Origin of the sequence: Cellvibrio polysaccharolyticus (assembly GCF_015182315.1) — a bacterium.
In the GTDB taxonomy this organism is placed as follows: Bacteria; Pseudomonadota; Gammaproteobacteria; order Pseudomonadales; family Cellvibrionaceae; genus Cellvibrio; species Cellvibrio polysaccharolyticus.
On sequence record NZ_PRDL01000001.1, the window covers coordinates 4,136,646 to 4,153,585 of the forward strand.

The 16,940-nt window shown below is 52.2% G+C and carries 14 protein-coding genes; 7 read left to right on the forward strand and 7 right to left on the reverse strand.

The genetic code is table 11. The features are described 5' to 3' along the window. The first annotated feature begins 12 nt into the window (after positions 1 to 12). The 5 genes from gspL (at position 13) to C4F51_RS17490 (ending at position 5,953) form a co-directional block, all read left to right on the forward strand. Positions 13 to 1,272 carry a type II secretion system protein GspL gene (gene gspL / locus C4F51_RS17470; protein WP_193912026.1) on the forward strand — a complete coding sequence of 420 codons (1,260 nt, stop codon included), beginning with the start codon at positions 13 to 15 and terminating at the stop codon, positions 1,270 to 1,272. Positions 1,273 to 1,286: 14 nt separating this feature from the next. Further along, positions 1,287 to 1,769, forward strand: a complete 483-nt coding sequence (gene gspM / locus C4F51_RS17475) for a type II secretion system protein GspM (protein ID WP_193912028.1) — start codon at positions 1,287 to 1,289, stop codon at positions 1,767 to 1,769. A 37-nt stretch (positions 1,770 to 1,806) separates the two neighbouring features. After that, a complete protein-coding gene (locus C4F51_RS17480; RefSeq protein WP_193912030.1) occupies positions 1,807 to 2,610 on the forward strand; it encodes a type II secretion system protein N in 804 nt (267 codons plus the stop codon). Between the two features lie 405 nt (positions 2,611 to 3,015). Next, positions 3,016 to 5,280 carry a TonB-dependent receptor gene (locus C4F51_RS17485; RefSeq protein ID WP_193912032.1) on the forward strand — a complete coding sequence of 755 codons (2,265 nt, stop codon included), beginning with the start codon at positions 3,016 to 3,018 and terminating at the stop codon, positions 5,278 to 5,280. Positions 5,281 to 5,419: 139 nt separating this feature from the next. After that, on the forward strand, positions 5,420 to 5,953 hold the full coding sequence (locus tag C4F51_RS17490; protein ID WP_193912034.1) for a DP-EP family protein: 534 nt from the start codon (positions 5,420 to 5,422) through the stop codon (positions 5,951 to 5,953). A 35-nt stretch (positions 5,954 to 5,988) separates the two neighbouring features. Here the strand turns inward: C4F51_RS17490 and C4F51_RS17495 are convergent, their stop codons facing one another. Further along, positions 5,989 to 8,616: a serine/threonine-protein kinase gene (locus C4F51_RS17495; RefSeq protein WP_193912036.1), complete on the reverse strand. Its 2,628-nt coding sequence runs from the start codon at positions 8,614 to 8,616 to the stop codon at positions 5,989 to 5,991. Continuing rightward, on the reverse strand, positions 8,613 to 9,620 hold the full coding sequence (locus C4F51_RS17500) for an FHA domain-containing protein (protein ID WP_193912038.1): 1,008 nt from the start codon (positions 9,618 to 9,620) through the stop codon (positions 8,613 to 8,615). Before C4F51_RS17500 ends, C4F51_RS17495 begins: the two co-directional genes overlap by 4 nt. Before the next feature lie 288 nt (positions 9,621 to 9,908). Here C4F51_RS17500 and C4F51_RS17505 point away from each other — a divergent pair, with 288 nt between their 5' ends. Both C4F51_RS17505 and C4F51_RS17510 read left to right on the forward strand, forming a co-directional pair. Then, entirely contained in the window at positions 9,909 to 11,153 is a 1,245-nt protein-coding gene (locus tag C4F51_RS17505) for a sigma 54-interacting transcriptional regulator (RefSeq protein WP_193912040.1), read from the forward strand. Positions 11,154 to 11,420: 267 nt separating this feature from the next. Next, a complete protein-coding gene (locus tag C4F51_RS17510) occupies positions 11,421 to 12,005 on the forward strand; it encodes a hypothetical protein (RefSeq protein WP_193912042.1) in 585 nt (194 codons plus the stop codon). 12 nt (positions 12,006 to 12,017) lie between these two features. Here the strand turns inward: C4F51_RS17510 and C4F51_RS17515 are convergent, their stop codons facing one another. From C4F51_RS17515 to C4F51_RS17535, 5 genes are all read right to left on the reverse strand, one after another. Then, the gene (locus C4F51_RS17515) at positions 12,018 to 12,506 is read right to left on the reverse strand and encodes a peroxiredoxin family protein (RefSeq protein ID WP_193912044.1); all 489 of its coding nucleotides are present in this window, start codon (positions 12,504 to 12,506) and stop codon (positions 12,018 to 12,020) included. A 168-nt stretch (positions 12,507 to 12,674) separates the two neighbouring features. Then, on the reverse strand, positions 12,675 to 13,250 hold the full coding sequence (locus tag C4F51_RS17520) for an HNH endonuclease (RefSeq protein ID WP_193912046.1): 576 nt from the start codon (positions 13,248 to 13,250) through the stop codon (positions 12,675 to 12,677). A 498-nt stretch (positions 13,251 to 13,748) separates the two neighbouring features. Continuing rightward, positions 13,749 to 15,119, reverse strand: coding sequence for a molecular chaperone (gene yegD, locus C4F51_RS17525; RefSeq protein WP_193912048.1), 1,371 nt, complete (start codon positions 15,117 to 15,119; stop codon positions 13,749 to 13,751). 82 nt (positions 15,120 to 15,201) lie between these two features. After that, complete coding sequence (locus C4F51_RS17530) at positions 15,202 to 15,963, reverse strand: ABC transporter permease (protein ID WP_193912050.1); 762 nt, start codon at positions 15,961 to 15,963, stop codon at positions 15,202 to 15,204. Further along, positions 15,960 to 16,886: an ABC transporter ATP-binding protein gene (locus C4F51_RS17535; RefSeq protein WP_193912052.1), complete on the reverse strand. Its 927-nt coding sequence runs from the start codon at positions 16,884 to 16,886 to the stop codon at positions 15,960 to 15,962. The genes C4F51_RS17530 and C4F51_RS17535 overlap by 4 nt, the downstream gene beginning before the upstream one ends. Positions 16,887 to 16,940 lie beyond the last annotated feature (54 nt).

The window sequence follows — 16,940 nt, forward strand, 5'->3', positions numbered from 1 at the left end:
AATAAAAGCGTTATGTCAGAACAACTTGTGATTTCTGTCGATCAAAGTGGTGATACTTTTCGCTGGTGCTGGCTTACTGCCGGCCGCGAACCGGATCTGTCCACCGCCGCTGCCGGCGATCTCGCCGCGCTCGCCGAAAGCTTGCCGGCCACACCGGTTCAAGCCTGGCTGATTGTTCCTGGCAACCGCGTTGTCACGCGCGAGCTTGAGTATCTCGATAAAGAAAAAAAACACTTACGCACCCTGCTGCCGTTTCAGATGGAAGAAACGCTGATTGGTGATGTCGACAATTTTCATTTTGCGCTCGGCCCACTCAATCAGGGCAAAGTCTGTGTCGCCTGGCTCGAGAAAGCCTGGTTGGAGGCGGTTTACAGCGCACTGTCTGAAATCAATATTGAAGTCACCCGCTGCTGGTCAGCACCGCTGACGCTGCCACTGACGGTGACGCCTGTTACCGACACAGAAACGCCTGTGGACGATCACTGGACAATTCAGCTCGATACCCAGGGCATTCATACCCGCTATGCCAGCGGCATGGGTTTCAGTATTGAACCGGCCTGGTTCGGTCAGGCGTTACAGCTGTTACTCACCGACCAAAAGCGGGTTGATAATTTACCCTTGCTGCACCTTCGCGCCCACACCAAAGAAGATTTGCAAGCGTTGCGTGAACAGATCCCCGCCAGCTTGCTGCACCGTATTGCTGACGAAACGGTGGTCAGCGCCTGGCGTCGCGACTACAGCGACAAGAGTATCAACCTCGGCCAGGGCGAGTTTTCCCAGCGATTACCCATTGAGCGCTGGTGGCGCAACTGGCGCTACATCGCCGCTTTTGCCGCCGCCTGCCTGACGGTGCATGTCGGTATTTTGCTGTACCAACTGCAAGACTACCGTCAGGAAAATATCGCCATTCGCAAAGCGATGGAAGAAGAGTATCGCCGGGTGGTACCGGAAGGAACTTATGTTGATGCAGAAAGACAATTAACCGGTCTGGTGCGCCAGCAGCAGCCATCCGGTCAGGGTGGCAGCGCGGTATCGCTACTGGCAAAAATTTTCCCGTCCTTTGATGACAACAGCAGCATCACCATTCGCAGCGTGCAGTACCTGGGCGACAGCGGCGATGTCAATATGCAGCTGCAAGCTACCGATTTTGCGGCGATTGAAAAATTGCGCAACGACACCGAGCAACAGGGACTGCAAGTTGAACTACTCAGCAGCAGCGTACAAGGCAACGTGCATTCGGCCCGCCTGAAATTTACGCCACCGAGTCGATAATTCCGGACACTATGATGAATAATTTTGTTGCCACATTCAGCCAACTCAATCGCCGCGATCAGGCAGCTCTGCTGATTTGTTCGCTGGTAGTCGGCATTTACCTGTTATGGGCGCTGTTGCTCAACCCGCTCGCCGAAAAACGTGCCGCGCAGCTGCAATCCAACACCGCAGCCAGCCAGTCACTTGGCCGGGTAAAATTGCTCGCGGCGCAGTATCAGCAGTCCCGTGATCAGGCAGCAAGCAGTGCGTCCCCGGCGGGCAATATCAGCCAGCTGATTTACAGCACCTTGCAGGACAACGGCATTACCCTCAGCCAATTTCAGCCCGGCACCGCCGGTGAGGCCCGTATTCGTATTGATCGCACCCCTTACGAGCCCTTAATGCAGTGGCTCTATGAGCTGGAATTCAAACACCGGATTACCATTCGCGAATTATCCATTGCCGGCTCCAATGAAGTCGGGCTGGTGACCGTGAATATTCGCGTACAACAACATTAATTAAAAAATTCCGTTCATCGGTTGCTACAGGACTTTTATGTCGGCTTTATCTTCACGCTTTTCCCGACCGGCTTCGCGCTATTTGCTCTGGGTGTTAACAGGGCTGTTGCTGTGGCTGGTTTTTGTCATCAGCCAAATACCGGCCAGCTGGGCTGCCTGGGCGATGACCCGCAGCGGCCAAGTCGGCCTGACCGGCGTTAGCGGCACACTGTGGCAAGGGAGCGCCAGTCTCGCCAGTTTCCGGGTGGATCAAACCGATTATTCCCTGGGTCAATTGCGCTGGGATCTCGATCCCTGGACATTGCTCCTGCTCAAACCCTGTGCGGTTATCGCCACCGAGCTGGATCGCCAGCATATTGATGGCAAGGTGTGCTCCGGCATCAGCGGCGAGCTTTCGTTGCATGACACCACCATCAGTGCACCGGCATCCTTATTAAAAGCCGCTGTGCCCCTGCCGCTCGACGGGCAAATTTCTGCACAGATCAAACGTATGGATTTGCAAGGCGATTATTTAAAATCCTTGCAAGGCAATTTCAGCTGGACCTCGGCACAGATTAATAACGGTAAAAACTGGATGCGCCTGGGCAGTTACGCTGCCGAATTGAAAGACGATCAACAAGGCGGCATTGAAGCGCAGGTATTTCATCTCGACGGCCCCACCCAGGTAGATATGCAAGTGCATTTATTGGCCGGTGGCGGTGGCTCCGCCAAAGGCAGCCTGATGATGTCGCGGGAGTTTACCCGCGAAGTGGAAGCCGATGCCTGGATCAGTATGTTTGCCCAGCTTGAACAAACGGATGCTGAAGGCAACAACCACTACCGGGTAGAACTGGAGTTTTAAACAACAAAGCGGTCATCGCACAAGATGACCGCTTTGTTGTAGCCAATGTCGCTCTTGAAAATAACAACCTTCCGCTCTAAACCTGGCCGTCAACATAAAGGTATTCGCTCGGCCATTCGAGGTTTTTAATACACCGCATTGCCCATCAAACAAACCGCAGACTTTCCGATTCACCAAACAGATTGTGCACCGGAATTCACCGTCTTAAATAGCGAGCTATTTTCAGCCTCGCTAAAAACTTCAGCTGACAATGTCGCAGGCGCCTGCTTCAAATCGCATACACATCCTGTACTTGCAACATTCCCCGGTTAGCAACCATTCACTCACAAAACGCTTGTGTTTGTGCGCCAAGTGTTCAATCATCGGCAAAAATGCCTTTCAAAATTAGAAGCGTTGGACACACACATGTTGACATCTATTGATCGCAAGTCTGACTTAACGTCAGGCCCTCGTTATCTTATGGCCGGAATACTGGCCTCGGTTATGGCCAGCCCGGCAGTACTCGCTGCGGCGGCGACACCGGCGCTGGAAGAAATTATTGTAACCAGCTCCAAACGCGACCTCTCCTTGCAACAGTTTTCCGGCTCCGCCAGCGTGCTGGATAAAGAAACCGTGCAAGGCCTGTCTTCTCTGAGCGATATTGCGCAGCGCGTACCCGGCCTGGCAACAGTGGATACCGGCCCGCGTAACCCGTCGGCCCTGATGATTCGCGGCCTGCGTTTTGACACCATCAACACCGGTGAATTTGTGGGTGATGGCGCCACTGTTGCCAGTTATTTTGACAATATTCCGCTGCAAGGCTACTACGCGCCGCCGTCACTGAGCCTGAAAGATTTGCAGCAAGTTGAAGTGTTGCGCGGCCCGCAGGGAACACTCTACGGTAATGCCTCCATTGCCGGTCTGGTGCGTTATGTCAGCGCCAAACCGCAGCTGGATCAGCAGTCGTTGGAAGTGGGCACTCGCTTGTCCAACACCCGTCGCAGTAGTGGTATTAACCACGATACCGATATTGTGGTTAATACACCGCTCATCGACGACACGCTGGCCGTGCGTATGGTGATTGGTCAGGAGCGTAACCAGGGTTTTATCAATAACCCCTGGTTGCTGGATGGCCCGCGCAAGGATAGCAATGACGACCGCACCGATATGGCGCGAGTCAGTGCGCTCTGGCAGCTAATGCCCGAATGGCAAATCAGCGGTAGCTATCACTATCAGAAAACCGATATCAGTGACCGTCAGGCCGCCAACCCGGCATTTACCGGCGATGAATTTACCGCATCGACACTCTATCGCGAACCGGTAACAGGTGATTTGCGACTGGCCAGTCTGGAAAGCCAATACCAATTTCCCGGCGCGACACTGACCGCCAGTATTTCCCGATACGATTATGAAACGGTGCATCGCTACGATCAGACGCATTATCTGCTGCAGTTTGAAGCCCCACCAGTAGAGGAGGTATTTTTCTCCGGCTATGATGATTTCTCAGCGTACACAACCGGTGCATTTGACGTAGTCAAAGACAATATTGAAATTCGCCTGGTGTCCGATAGCGATCAGCGCCTGCGCTGGTTGGGCGGCCTGTTTTACACCACCGATGACCTGAATGCGGTTGTCACCGATACCTTGCCAGGCTTCGCCGACTTTATTGGTATGTACCGCCCCGACGAACTGGATTACTACGCAACCCAGCAACAGGATCTGCGCGAGCAGTCTGCCTACGCCGAAGTGGCCTGGGATATTCTTCCCCAGTGGGAAATCAGTGCCGGCCTGCGTTACTTTCATTACAAGGATAATGTAGAAACCTGTAGCACTCTCCTGATCAGCGCCGGTATTGAAGGTACTGAATTGCCGGTTGATTGCCTCGCCAACCGCGATAGCAAATCGGATACGCTGGGAAAAATCAGTACACGCTATGCCTTCAGCGATGACCAGAGTGTGTACTTCTCGATTGCTGAAGGTTTCCGCCGCGGCGGCGCCAACCTTTTACCCGTCGACATTACCGAAGCGCGCAGCTACGCGCCTGATTCTTCGGTCAATTACGAACTGGGTAATCACAGTTATTTGTTTGATCGCAAACTGCGCCTGAGCGCTGCACTGTTTTATATTGATTGGCAGGATATTCAGCTGAGCACTCGGCTGGAGAGTGGATATGGCGTGGTGATAAACGCGCCGGAAGCTCGCGCGCAGGGTGTGGAGTTGGAAGTACAAGCCCAATTGAATGAGCAATGGCGTTTACGCAGCGCGGTTACCTTGACCGATGCTGAACTCAGTAAAGATCTCGTCGACCTTACCGGCAGCGGTGAAGATGCCTACAAAGGCGATCGACTGCCGGGTGCGCCGCGTTATCAATGGACAGTGGGTGTTGATTATCAACAGTCGCTTGGCTGGGGCACCCTCGATGCAAGCCTGAATATCGCTCGTAAAAGTGGTATTCGCACCGCGCTGAATACCAATTTCGGGGATTATTTGAATCTTGAAGGCTACACCACCGCTGACGCCGATATCAGTGTAAGCCGCGGTAATTGGCGCGCAGGGCTATTTATTCATAATATCAGCGACACGCGAGCAATCACCGGTCAACGCACAGCAGCGCTACACGGTGAACAGGGACAGTTTGAATATATGACCCGGCCACGTACCGCCGGTATTTCACTGCGTGTGAAGTACTAATCGGGCAGCATCTGTCTGTCATGGTTTGCGGACATAATCGGTTTGCTCACCTGTTTCAGGGAAGAAGCAGGTTTTCAACAGCAGCAATGTGGTTGAAGGCGTTTATCAGGACTAACGGACTTTTTTCAGGACTTTGAACATGACCAGTGAAAAAAAAACAGCGACAAAGAAAAGTAATAAAAGTGAGCTTTTGACTTGTTGTATCGACGTACCTCACGGCGGGCAAATTCTGCACCATTTCATTCTCAGCCCGAAGTTACCCAAAGACGGCAAAGCGCGTGTGTGGGCACTGACTGATCCGGAAAGCGAACAGGATGTAGAGCTGGTGCAAGTAGGCTTCTGCGAAGATTCAACTGAAATTCAAAGAGCCTTTGAGCGCACCATCTTTATTGTTGATCTGAAAGATAACGGAAAAGACAAAAACGGCATCTGGCGTTTTGTCGATCACGGCGCAATCCCTTGTGAAGGTTCTGAAGATTCCCTGCACGCCATCAGCACCGAAATTATTAACGGTGGCAAAACCTTGCTGGTATATGTGCACATGGATCAGTTGGGCAAGGAAACCATTAACTTCAGTTATCTGGCTTCCTATATTGAAGATGAATCCGGTGAAGTGCGCGTCTATCGCTCTGAAGATCCGGGCATTGTAGTGGGTCGTCCCGTTCGCCCCTGATTTGATGATGGCCTGTGTTCTGACCGAGCACAGGCTTAATGCGAAGCCAGCCGCTCACACCGCGACACCGCCCCGTCACTGTCAAGTAACATCGAAAAGTGTTGTAACTGACAAAGTGAGTCAAACCACGAAAAACGAAACCAGATTTTACTGAGGTTTTTCGCCAGCGCATTTTCTACATTAACCATTGCCGACGTAAGATCACCCGCAAGAGCATAAACCATTGCTGAGGTGTAGTGCGTATCAATATTTTCCGGGTCTGACCGCTGCAATAGCTGCAATAGCTGTATCGCCTCGGAAAATTGACCCAGATGCGCAAAGGCTTGCACCCGATTACGCAAGTGGTCACGGTTATTCGGGTCTGCCGCCAAAGCCACGACCTGACGATAGAGCGCAATAGCACTTTCATGGCGCCCGGCGAGACTCTCTGCATCGGCATGATTTAATAAATACGTGGAATTGTAAGGTGCCAACTCAACCGCCTGGCGAAAGCGAATCGCGGCTTGCTGATAGTCACCATTTAACAAATGACCGATGCCGATATTACTGATGCTGGAGATATCATCACTTTTTTTCTCCAGAATGGACGCGTAAGCCTCAATAGCGGTCGGCGCATCACCTTCATTCAAAGCAATAGCGCCGTACAAGCGATGCGCCTTGAAAAACGAAGGGGACAATTGAATCGCCTTTTCCAACGCTTCACGCGCTTTAACATTGTCACCAGCGTACCAGTAAGCAAGCGAAAGATTGTAGTAATTGTGTCCTGAAATCTTAAGCTTCAGTAATTTTTCGTAGATAGTAATTGCTTTGGGAAATTCGTTATTGGATAGCGATAAGTCAGCTTCCAATTCGTGTAACCGAATGCGGTTGATATCCTGAGTTTGCAAGCGCTTCAGGGTTTCCGCTGCCGCAGTGAAGTTACTCTCGGCAATTTGTACACTGAACAAGCCGTAGAGATACGCCGGATCGTTGGCAATTAATGCATTGGAGCGATACAGCCGTTTCAACTTTTCCAGATAACTGCTATCACTGGATTCATAATAAAGATCTACCGCAATCTGTGTGTAGAGTGCGCGCAGTGCCGACACCCGATTGACGGCGTTGTAAACACCATCCAGTTTCTGCAATAACATGTCGCTTGCGCCTGACGTACGCAATGCCAGGCTGACTTCAATAAATACTGCGTACTCTTCCTCGGTTATACCTTCAAAACCGTTTACCATTTTTTGTGCGAATACCTGCCCGACAGCGGTCTGAACCATATCTGCCATGGGGAGATATTGATCGCGTAGCACGTCAACAGAGCGGGTATTTTTTACCCGCAAACGCGATGGCTCGCCGGCCGGGGCGTCACCCGCTTCAAGGCGGGACAAACTGATAGTGCAGGAATCCTGTCGACAGCGCACGTCGGCAGTGAGTAATTCATCGGCACCGGTAGCGCGCTGGATGCTTTCGTAATCGCCATCGATATCTTCGGTTTGCTCCGGAGGAATCAGGTAATAGCCGTCAAGCTGCACCGCGCTTTGTCGCAGCGCATCATAAACTGCGCCGCGCACCATCGCCTGATGCGATTCATCCAGATCGCGAGCATTGATGACCGGTGTAACCACCGCAAGATAGCGCGGCTCCGGTGCTGGCCACCAATAAAATCCAAGCGCCGAAAAAACACCCACTAACAGAACCAGCGATGCGGCCAGCGTAACGCGCTTGCCCCTCGATGCCAGTGCTGATTGTTCTGCGCTGGTATTGACGGCAGCCAGATGGGTAGCAGACGGACGCACCGGGCGAATTAACAGCTCTGTATCATCGGACTGGCTGTCAGTATCCGGTTGCGCCTGGGCGAAGGCGGCAAAGGCAACGGCAACCGTGCGCGTATCGGGCGGACGCTTGTCGACATTTTTCGACAAAAGCTGTAATAAAAAATCACACACATCGGCCGGCAAATCCGGTTTGACCTGCTTTGGCGGAATAGGCGGATGAGAGATGATGCGCTGCATCAATTGCAGTTTGTTATCGGTTTTACCGAAAGGGTGTGCGTCGCAGAGAAGTTGATAGGCGAGAATGCCCAACGAGAATAAATCGCTACGAAAATCCAGCTCTTCGCCCATCGCCTGTTCCGGCGACATGGAACAGTAACTGCCTGCCACATATTCGTTGATGGTCAGGTTGCTATCCACCGAACGGGCAATACCCAGATCGGAAATTTTAATATCTTCATTGAGCGTCAGCAGAATATTTTCTGCTTTGAGATCGCGGTGAATAATACCGGCATCGTGCGCAATCGCCAGACCGGCGGCAATATGGGACAACCACAACAATCGGGTTCTCAGCGAGACCAGATGTTCTCTCACCCATACCTGCAAATTCTGACCATCGACATACTCCATCACCAGCGCCAGCTGATCATCGGTTTCGATATAGTCGTAAATTTGCACAATGTTGGGGTGGTTGAGTTTTGCCAGCAGCATGGCTTCGCGGCGAAAACGCTCGCGATAGGCCGGCTCATACAGCTCGGCGCGTAAACACTTGATGGCTACAATACGGCCCAGCCGGGTATCGCGGGCGCGATAAACCAGGCCCATGCCGCCGCGGCCGATGCAATCCAGCAGCTCATAATGTCCGTAACGTTTCATCTCCATGTTGTCGGTAGATGAATCGCTCATCGCTGTTCTGCGGTATCCCGAATCGTGAGTTCATCACCACTCATGGCCGTCAATAAATCATTGCCTTTGTAGACTTTGAAGCGGTTGCTGCCAAAACGGATTTTACCGGCACGGCGCTCCAATAAAAGTTGTTGCCCGGTGATACCGTGAAGCATGTCAGCCAGCTGCTTGCGCGCCCGGAAAATCTGAATATTCATATGCGTCACATCCAGCCCAAGCTCTGCTGCCAGTTGTTCGGAATAAAGCCAACCCTGACTTTTCTGGTCAAGACCTTCCTGATGATCACGGGCACGCTGGCGTGCAAGGTGCGTCAACAGGTAATGATGGGTACGCACCCCCAGATCGATAACGGTCTGCAGATGCGTCAACTCCAGCTGGGTGGATTCTTCATCCATGCTCAGCGAGAAGACAAATTCGAAATCGGTCAGTTTCCGGTTGGATAACACCCGCACTTCCGTCGCGCCGTGGATTTGCGCACGCACAAATCGCCATGCGTTACCGGCAATATTCACGGCATCGCCATGGTGCAACGGCGTGGCAGCCGACTCGCTGTTGTCGATATCGCTTTCGATAAACCATTGTTGCTGCTGTTCATCAAAGTAAATCGCCAACTCCGGCGCATTGGCGTCAGGCAACAGATGATAGGAAGAGAGATAAACCGGGAGAATTTCGCCGGGGCTGTTCAGCGGCCACAACATGTCTGCCGGTGGCGCCAGATCGCAAACAAGAAAGCCCGGATCAGTCGGCTCCGCCAGGCGGATGGTGTCGTTCAGATTTAACTCACGGTAATCGTTCTGGCCAAGCCAGTTGTCATTCACCCAGGTACCGTTGGTGCCAAGATTGCGGATGCGCCATTTTTGTCCATTCCATTCGATGGCTGCATGCAATTTGGACACACAGGAACGATCAACGTGGGTATCCACCGTTGACTTCAGTCGTCCAAATGTATGATGGCCAGCCAGAGGAAAATGCGTTCCTGCCGCCACATCGAATAAAAAGGCCATAAAAATTACCGACTCTCACTTTGAGCCATGCCTCGGTTTCAGGATTTTTGCCGCTCATCAGTGATGAGTGACGCAAAAGCTACATTTAAACCGGCACGCATTATTAAGCGATGACACACTACATCAGTCTGCTAACACTGGACGCATGGGGTACTCAGCGCCGCTGTGATACTGACATGTAATTCTTTGTAATGGTCAAACACATCGTTTCGCCATAGATTGCCACAGGACGGCTTCCGTTTCATCCGTTAAGCGTTGCCGCCAGTATCTTTGATGAGAATTACTTCGATGATTTCTGCATTTGCGTCTCAGGCGAGCTCATCCTCTGCAACTTTTCTGCCACCGCACGTCCGTCCGGTAGCAAAAGCGATTCATACGCCTGATCGATCACTGACTGCGCGCTGGGTGCCAATTAACCGCAGCTTTATTGCGCTGACCAAAATTATTTTGCGCTCCGCCCAGGAAAAATTCGGCCTGGCCAATCTGGCGATCACCCTGCGCTGTGTTACCCAGCAGGGTTACAAACATTTGATCCTGGTGAATGACGATCAGGATGTGCAAATTACAGCAGCCGGATGCATCGAAGAAATCATTATATCAACCGACATGCCCATGTCGCCTGCTTGCGAACGTCTGGATGCGCGTAATGCCATTACCCTGCCGGTGGATCTCAATCAGCAACGCCTCGGTTATCTGGTAGCAACACTTTCGCCGGCCTCGGAAAACGGTGTGGAAGCCGGCGAGCTGGCGCAACAGCTGGCAGCGGTGACCGAGGAATTTATTGGCGTCATTAAACGTTACCAAACCCGTTACCGCGCCATCTATGTGTACGGCGACCAGTGCTACTGGATTGGCAACAGCCAGGCGTTGCGGCAACTGGATCAGCAAATCACCCGTCTGGCCGGCTATAGCAAACCGGTGCTGGTGAACGGCAATAAAGGCAGCGGCAAAATTATTGCCGCCCGGGCGTTACACTGCGAACGCCATAGCGACATGGTACCGTTTATCGAGTCCAATTGTGCTGAATGGCAAGCCGGGGCGGCGACCAGCATTCTGCAATCGCTGTATTACTACGCCAACAAAGGCACGCTGTTTTTACGCAATATTGATAAGTTACCCGAGTCGGAATATCCCGCTCTGCAAGCTTTTATCAACCATGCGGTTAATCAGGCGCTGGCCAATTTGCGTCGCCCTCCGGTTGACCTGATCATGAGCACCAGCGGGCGTGATACCAGTTTAACAATTCCGCACCAGCAATGGTTGAGCGAAATCAGCACACCATTGGATTTACCGGATCTGAACGACAGAACCGCTGATATCCGTGACCTGATCAACTTTTTTGCCCGCGTTCAGTCGCGCCAACAGGAAGTTCAGCTGTCAGAAAATATCTGGCAGTTATTGGAAAAAACCACCTGGCAGCAAAATGTTTACGACCTGAGACGCTTGATTGAACAGGCCGCCAGCACGACCGGCGGCAAATTGATTAACGATCCGGTTATTGAGCAATGTCTGGCGCAACATCACCACATTTGATTAACGCGCCACGGCTTTTCTGATTCGTGCCCTTCCCCTCTTTTCACCCCTCCCAGCTTCATGCGCCAAAAGTTATCCATGGCGCTATTTCACCATTGCAAACGCAAATAATTATCATTAATATCTCATCCACGCCAACCGTCAGCGGTTCAGGCATGGATACTCTGGATATAACAGCAAATCAGGGAATGAACTACTGCAGCCGTTTGAAGTGTTCCGACACCGGGCAACCGGTCCTGCGAATATTTTTAAACAGGACGACTCACTATGGATATTTCTTTACTCGACACCACTGATTGGTCACTCATCACGCTCGGATCAACCCTCTCCTTCGTAGCGCTGGGGGTTTTCTATTGTGGATTGAAGCGGCCGGAATACCGTTTCCGCCTGCTGATGGTAGCAGGTGCCCTGATGGCATTAGCCTACTGGCCGTGGATTTTATCTACCGAGGCTGACCGGGGTATTGCCTCGGCCATTGCTTTACTGATGATTGCGGTGCTGGCTTGCATTGGCTTTGCCAGCCAAATGCAGATTCGCACCCGGGTGATGAACAGCGCAATCAACTGGCCGGATCGCAGCCGCAGCGAAGCCATTCGTCAATACCGCTATTTGACCTCCATGCGCTGGATTATTGCCGGACCGGTGGCGCTGACAGCGGCCTGGGTGCTCAGTGCTACGTTATTTGAACTGCGCTACGCCAACGGCCCGTTTCCGGAAATGCCGTTGTTGTGGCTAACACCAATTTGCTGGATTCCGTTACTGATCTGGAGTTTGCGCAGTAATAATCCTGCCGGCACTGGCATTGTGTTCGCCAGCGCGGCCGTGTCAGGGTTACTCATGTCGGCGCTTTAAGCAGGCCTGCGTTTATTGCGGCAACAGGCTTTCTACTTGTTGACGGTATTTATCTTCATCGCCGGGGCGATAACCGCGGTTGGTAAAACGCAGCTCGCCCCCGGTATCAATCACCAGCGTCGTGGGCATGGCGTTAACGCCTGACAATTTCACCACCGCGCCATCCTTGTCCCACAAGATCGGGAACGTCAGGTTCATCTCCTGCAACAAGGCTTCGGCATCTGCAACATCGGTTTCGGTGTTGATCGCCAGCAACACAAAATCCCGGTCTTTCAAATCCTGATAGAGGGTTTCCAGCAGCGGCATTTCCTTACGACAGGGCGCACACCAGGCCGCCCAGAAATTCAGCATCACCACCTTGCCTCGCAACGCATCCAGCTGCCAGGTTTTTCCGTCAGTGTCGGTCAATGAAAAATCCGGCAAGGTGTCAGCACGGGAAACGTGCGCAGTTACGAGGGCAAGAACCAGCAGCAGAGGGCGAATAACAGACAAACGAAGCATGGTGCACTTTCTCCTGAACAAATCAGCAGCTGAACAAAATCATGGGTTATCAGAAGTAAATCCTGATGCTGCAGCCAATGTAACAGATCGCAGCGCCTGAAAAAGTGTCCGACTCCTGCCAGTACACTTTGTGCCATACCGCTGACAGAAGAAAATACCCCCGAGGTATTATCCCGCCCGTGCCAGGCTCCAGGCGCGCTGCCGGCTGAACTGGGGGCGTAAATACTCCATCTGATCTTCGCGGATGCGGTCGCTGTTTAACAGCGCCAGGTACTCCGCCGCATTAGGCGAGAAAGGCAGCGCCAGCAGCTCCATATCCAACTCACTGAGCAGGCGATCGCCTTTGTATTGGTTGCAGCGGCGACAAGCCGTCACCACATTGGCCCAGCAGTCACGCCCACCCCGACTCAGCGGATGAACATGGTCGCGGGAGAGCAGGCCGAAAGAAAGGTATTTACCGCAGTACAAACATTGGTAACTGTCGCGGGCAAATAATGTGCGGTTGGTTAGCGGTTGGATTTTTCGCAGCGGCCCGAGGCGCGAGCCGCCGCAGGCGATAATGGCCGGCAGCCCGGTCATGCTTTGTTTGCCGGTCATTCTGGAATAGCCGCCGTAGACTTCGCGCACCTGACCACCCAGACTCCATAACACCAGATCGCGGGAAAACAGACAAACAGCCGTTTGCCAGTGCAGCCATTCCAGCGGATGGCCCGCAGCGTTCAAACGCAGAATTCTTGCTTCCATCAACAGCCCTCGTTAAGGCATTTACCGGTTAACAGCCAGGATGTGCAGGAAAAACGTTCGTTAAACAGGATGTTCGGATTACGTACAAGCGGTATGATTTTTATACGACTTAACTATGACGCCAATATGTCAGCTTTACCATAGACCGGGAAACTTTTTATGCAGAAAAGAAGGACAAGGTCATAACAAAAACCCGTCATCGATCATTCGATAACACGGCAATTGGATAAATAAACAGGCGGGAGAGGTCAGAGAGCGGAGCCAAAACGTAAAAGCCCCGCTGCAGGGGGGTGCAGCAGGGCTCGCTTTACAGGATGGTAACTCAACCATGAGTCGGTATCAGCTTAATCCATTTCCTTGCTTCACATATCCTTGTGATGCGTCCGTAACAGGCGCCATTATTGTGGATAAGTGCGTCAGCCTCTAGTGGCTGTTGGCGGAAACACGTGTAGGATATGTCTCACAAGCGTGTGAGACATTGACCTTTTGCCGACGCTATTAACTGGTGAAGTAACGATCCGCATAAATACCCAAGCCTTTCGCTACGCTACCGAAGTAATCGCCGTCAATCAAGGGGAGTGAATCACCGACACGTTGTTGAATGGCGGCCCGAATCAGCGGAGAACGAGCGCTGCCCCCGGTCAAATAGACGCAGTCAGGCAAACTGCCGGCCTGATCAATGGCATCCTCCACCAGCGCGGCAATTTTTACACACAAAGGCTCGGTAACCCGGGCATAGACTTCACTCTCACAGGCAATGGTCAGATCCGGCTCAATAAAACCAAGATCCGCCTGATACAGCGGTTGCGACGACAAGCCGATTTTCCCTTGCTCCGCCTCACGCACCACCGCAAAATTTTGCCGGTGATGCCGCATGCCCACAAAGCGGTTTAACAGCGCCGGCTCGGTCGTATCGAGCAGCAGGCGATCCAGCAGCAGCGCTGTTTTTTGATCGTAGAAATCCGCTTGCGCACCCAGATCATTGATGGCCATGGCATTTACGAAAGGACTGACCGGCATCGGCAAGCCGGATTTCAAAAACGAGGACATACCAAACGACGGCATCAACAAACGGCTTGCCAGCGCAATATCAAAATCGTTACCACCAATACGTTCACCGCTGTGACCGAGAAAATCGCCGCTCCGGTCGCGATTGGGCAGGCGCTTTGGCCCCATGAGCACCATCGAGCAGTCGGTGGTACCACCGCCAACGTCAACCACCAGCACGCGGCGCTCTTCCGTCAAACGGGTTTCAAAATCAAACCCCGCCGCCAGCGGCTCATATAAAAAACCGATATCAGTAAAGCCACAGCGCTTGCCGGCGGCATCAAGAATAGCTTGCGCCTGGCGGTTGCTGGTTTCGGTATCAATACCCTGAAAATTAACCGGTCGGCCAATCATGACCTGGCGGATAGACTGCCCGAGAAACTGCTCGGCACGTTGCCTGACGTTGAGCATCATCGCCGCCACAACGTCTTCAAAAAAATCAATGGAGTTTTGCCGCAAGCCGCTGGCACCGAGGAAGGATTTGGGCGATTTAATAAAATACCCCTCGTCCGGTGCCGCAGTGTATTGGGCAATGGCGTCTTCGCCAAAGAACAAGCCCTGAGCCGCGTGGTCGAGGTCGTATTCGCGCATATCCTCGCGGGCTTTGGCGAGCAAGGTGCTGCGAGTACGCAAGAAATCCGCCTTGCCTGCATCATCGGGCAGCTGTTGCGCCAGCGCCGCCATGATCAGACTGCGCTGATAGGCATACAAGGTGGAAGGCACCAAAGTTTGCTCTGCATACAATGGCACCACTGTCACGCCATCGGCAGTAACTGCCGTAATGGCACAATTGGACGTACCGTAATCAAATCCCGCTATCATTCGCTAACACACCACAGTTAATGACTGCGTATGTTAGCAGCAGGACCCCGAATAGATAAAACCCATTGTGCAACAGCCCACCTCAAGGTTTGATTTTGTAACCGGTTTTAAAAATAAAACTGATGATCGCCAGGCACACCACCATAAAGACGGCGATCATCATCAGGCTGGTATAAATGGTGACATCCGCCGCGCCGTAAAAGCTCCAGCGAAAACCACTGATCAAATAAACCACCGGATTGAACAAGGCAATTTTTTGCCAGATTTCCGGCAACATGGTGATGGAATAAAAACTGCCTCCCAAAAATGCCAGCGGCGTTACGATCATCAGCGGGACGATTTGCAATTTTTCAAAACCATCGGCCCAGATGCCGATAATAAATCCGAACAAACTGAAGGTCAGCGCGGTTAACACCAGGAACAGCAACATCAATAACGGATGTTCAATCGAGAAATCTACAAACAGCCTGGCGGTAGCGAGAATAATCAACCCCAGCACCACCGACTTGGTTGCCGCAGCGCCCACATACCCAATGACAATTTCCATTGGTGATACCGGTGCTGAAAATAACTCATAAATCGTACCGGAGAATTTCGGCATATAAATGCCGAAAGACGCGTTGGAAATACTCTCGGTCATCAACGCCATCATGATTAAGCCCGGCACAATAAACGCCGCATAATGAACACCGTCGATGTCGGCCATGCGCGAGCCAATCGCCGCGCCGAACACGACAAAATACAGTGATGTAGAGATAACCGGGGAAGCAATGCTTTGCAACAGAGTGCGCAATGTGCGGCCGATTTCTGCGGCGTAAATTGCGCGAATAGCATAAAAATTCATGATTGTTGCTCCAGTAACTCGACAAAAATTTCTTCCAGCGAACTCTGACGGCTGTCGATATCCACAATGGTAATGCCGGCCTCGTGCAAGGCTTTCAATACGCGGGCAACGGTATCGGAAGGCTCAGCGGTACCCACACTCAGCAGCAAGCGTGAACCGCCATCCAATAACTCCAGAGATTCCCCGGCAAGCGAAGCGGGTAAGGTCGCGATGGGCAGGGCAAGATTCAGGGTTAATTGTTTTTTACCCAGTTTCTGCATCAGGCGGCTTTTTTCTTCCACCAGCATAATCTCGCCTTTATTGATCACACCAACCCGATCAGCCATATCTTCAGCTTCTTCGATGTAATGGGTGGTCAGAATAATGGTCACACCCTGCTCGCGGAGCAGACGAATTTGCTCCCACATATCGCGACGCAACTCCACATCCACACCGGCGGTAGGCTCATCAAGAAATAAAATTTCCGGATCGTGCGCCAGCGCTTTGGCGATCAATACCCGGCGCTTCATGCCGCCAGAAAGCGCCATAATTTTCTGATCGCGCTTTTCCCATAGCGAGAGGGATTTAAGAATGGATTCTACCCGCGCCTCATCGGGAGCTTTGCCAAATAACCCGCGACTGAAACGCACGGTATCAATCACTTTTTCAAAAATATTAAGTGACAGCTCCTGCGGCACCAGACCGATCAATTTACGGGCTTCGCGAAAATCCCGCACATGATCCAGCCCATTCACCAGCACCTGCCCGGACGAAGCGTTGACCATGCCACAGATGATGCTGATCAGCGTGGTCTTGCCAGCACCGTTCGGCCCCAGCAACGCAAAAATTTCCCCACGGCGAATGTCGAGATCAATATGATTGAGGGCTTTGAGGCCGGATGGCCAGGTTTTGGAAACCCCTTGCAACGTCAAGACCGGTTGCATTGATGATTCTCCTGTTAACAGTAATTTCAAAGAAATGCGATCAGCAAGGGTGCT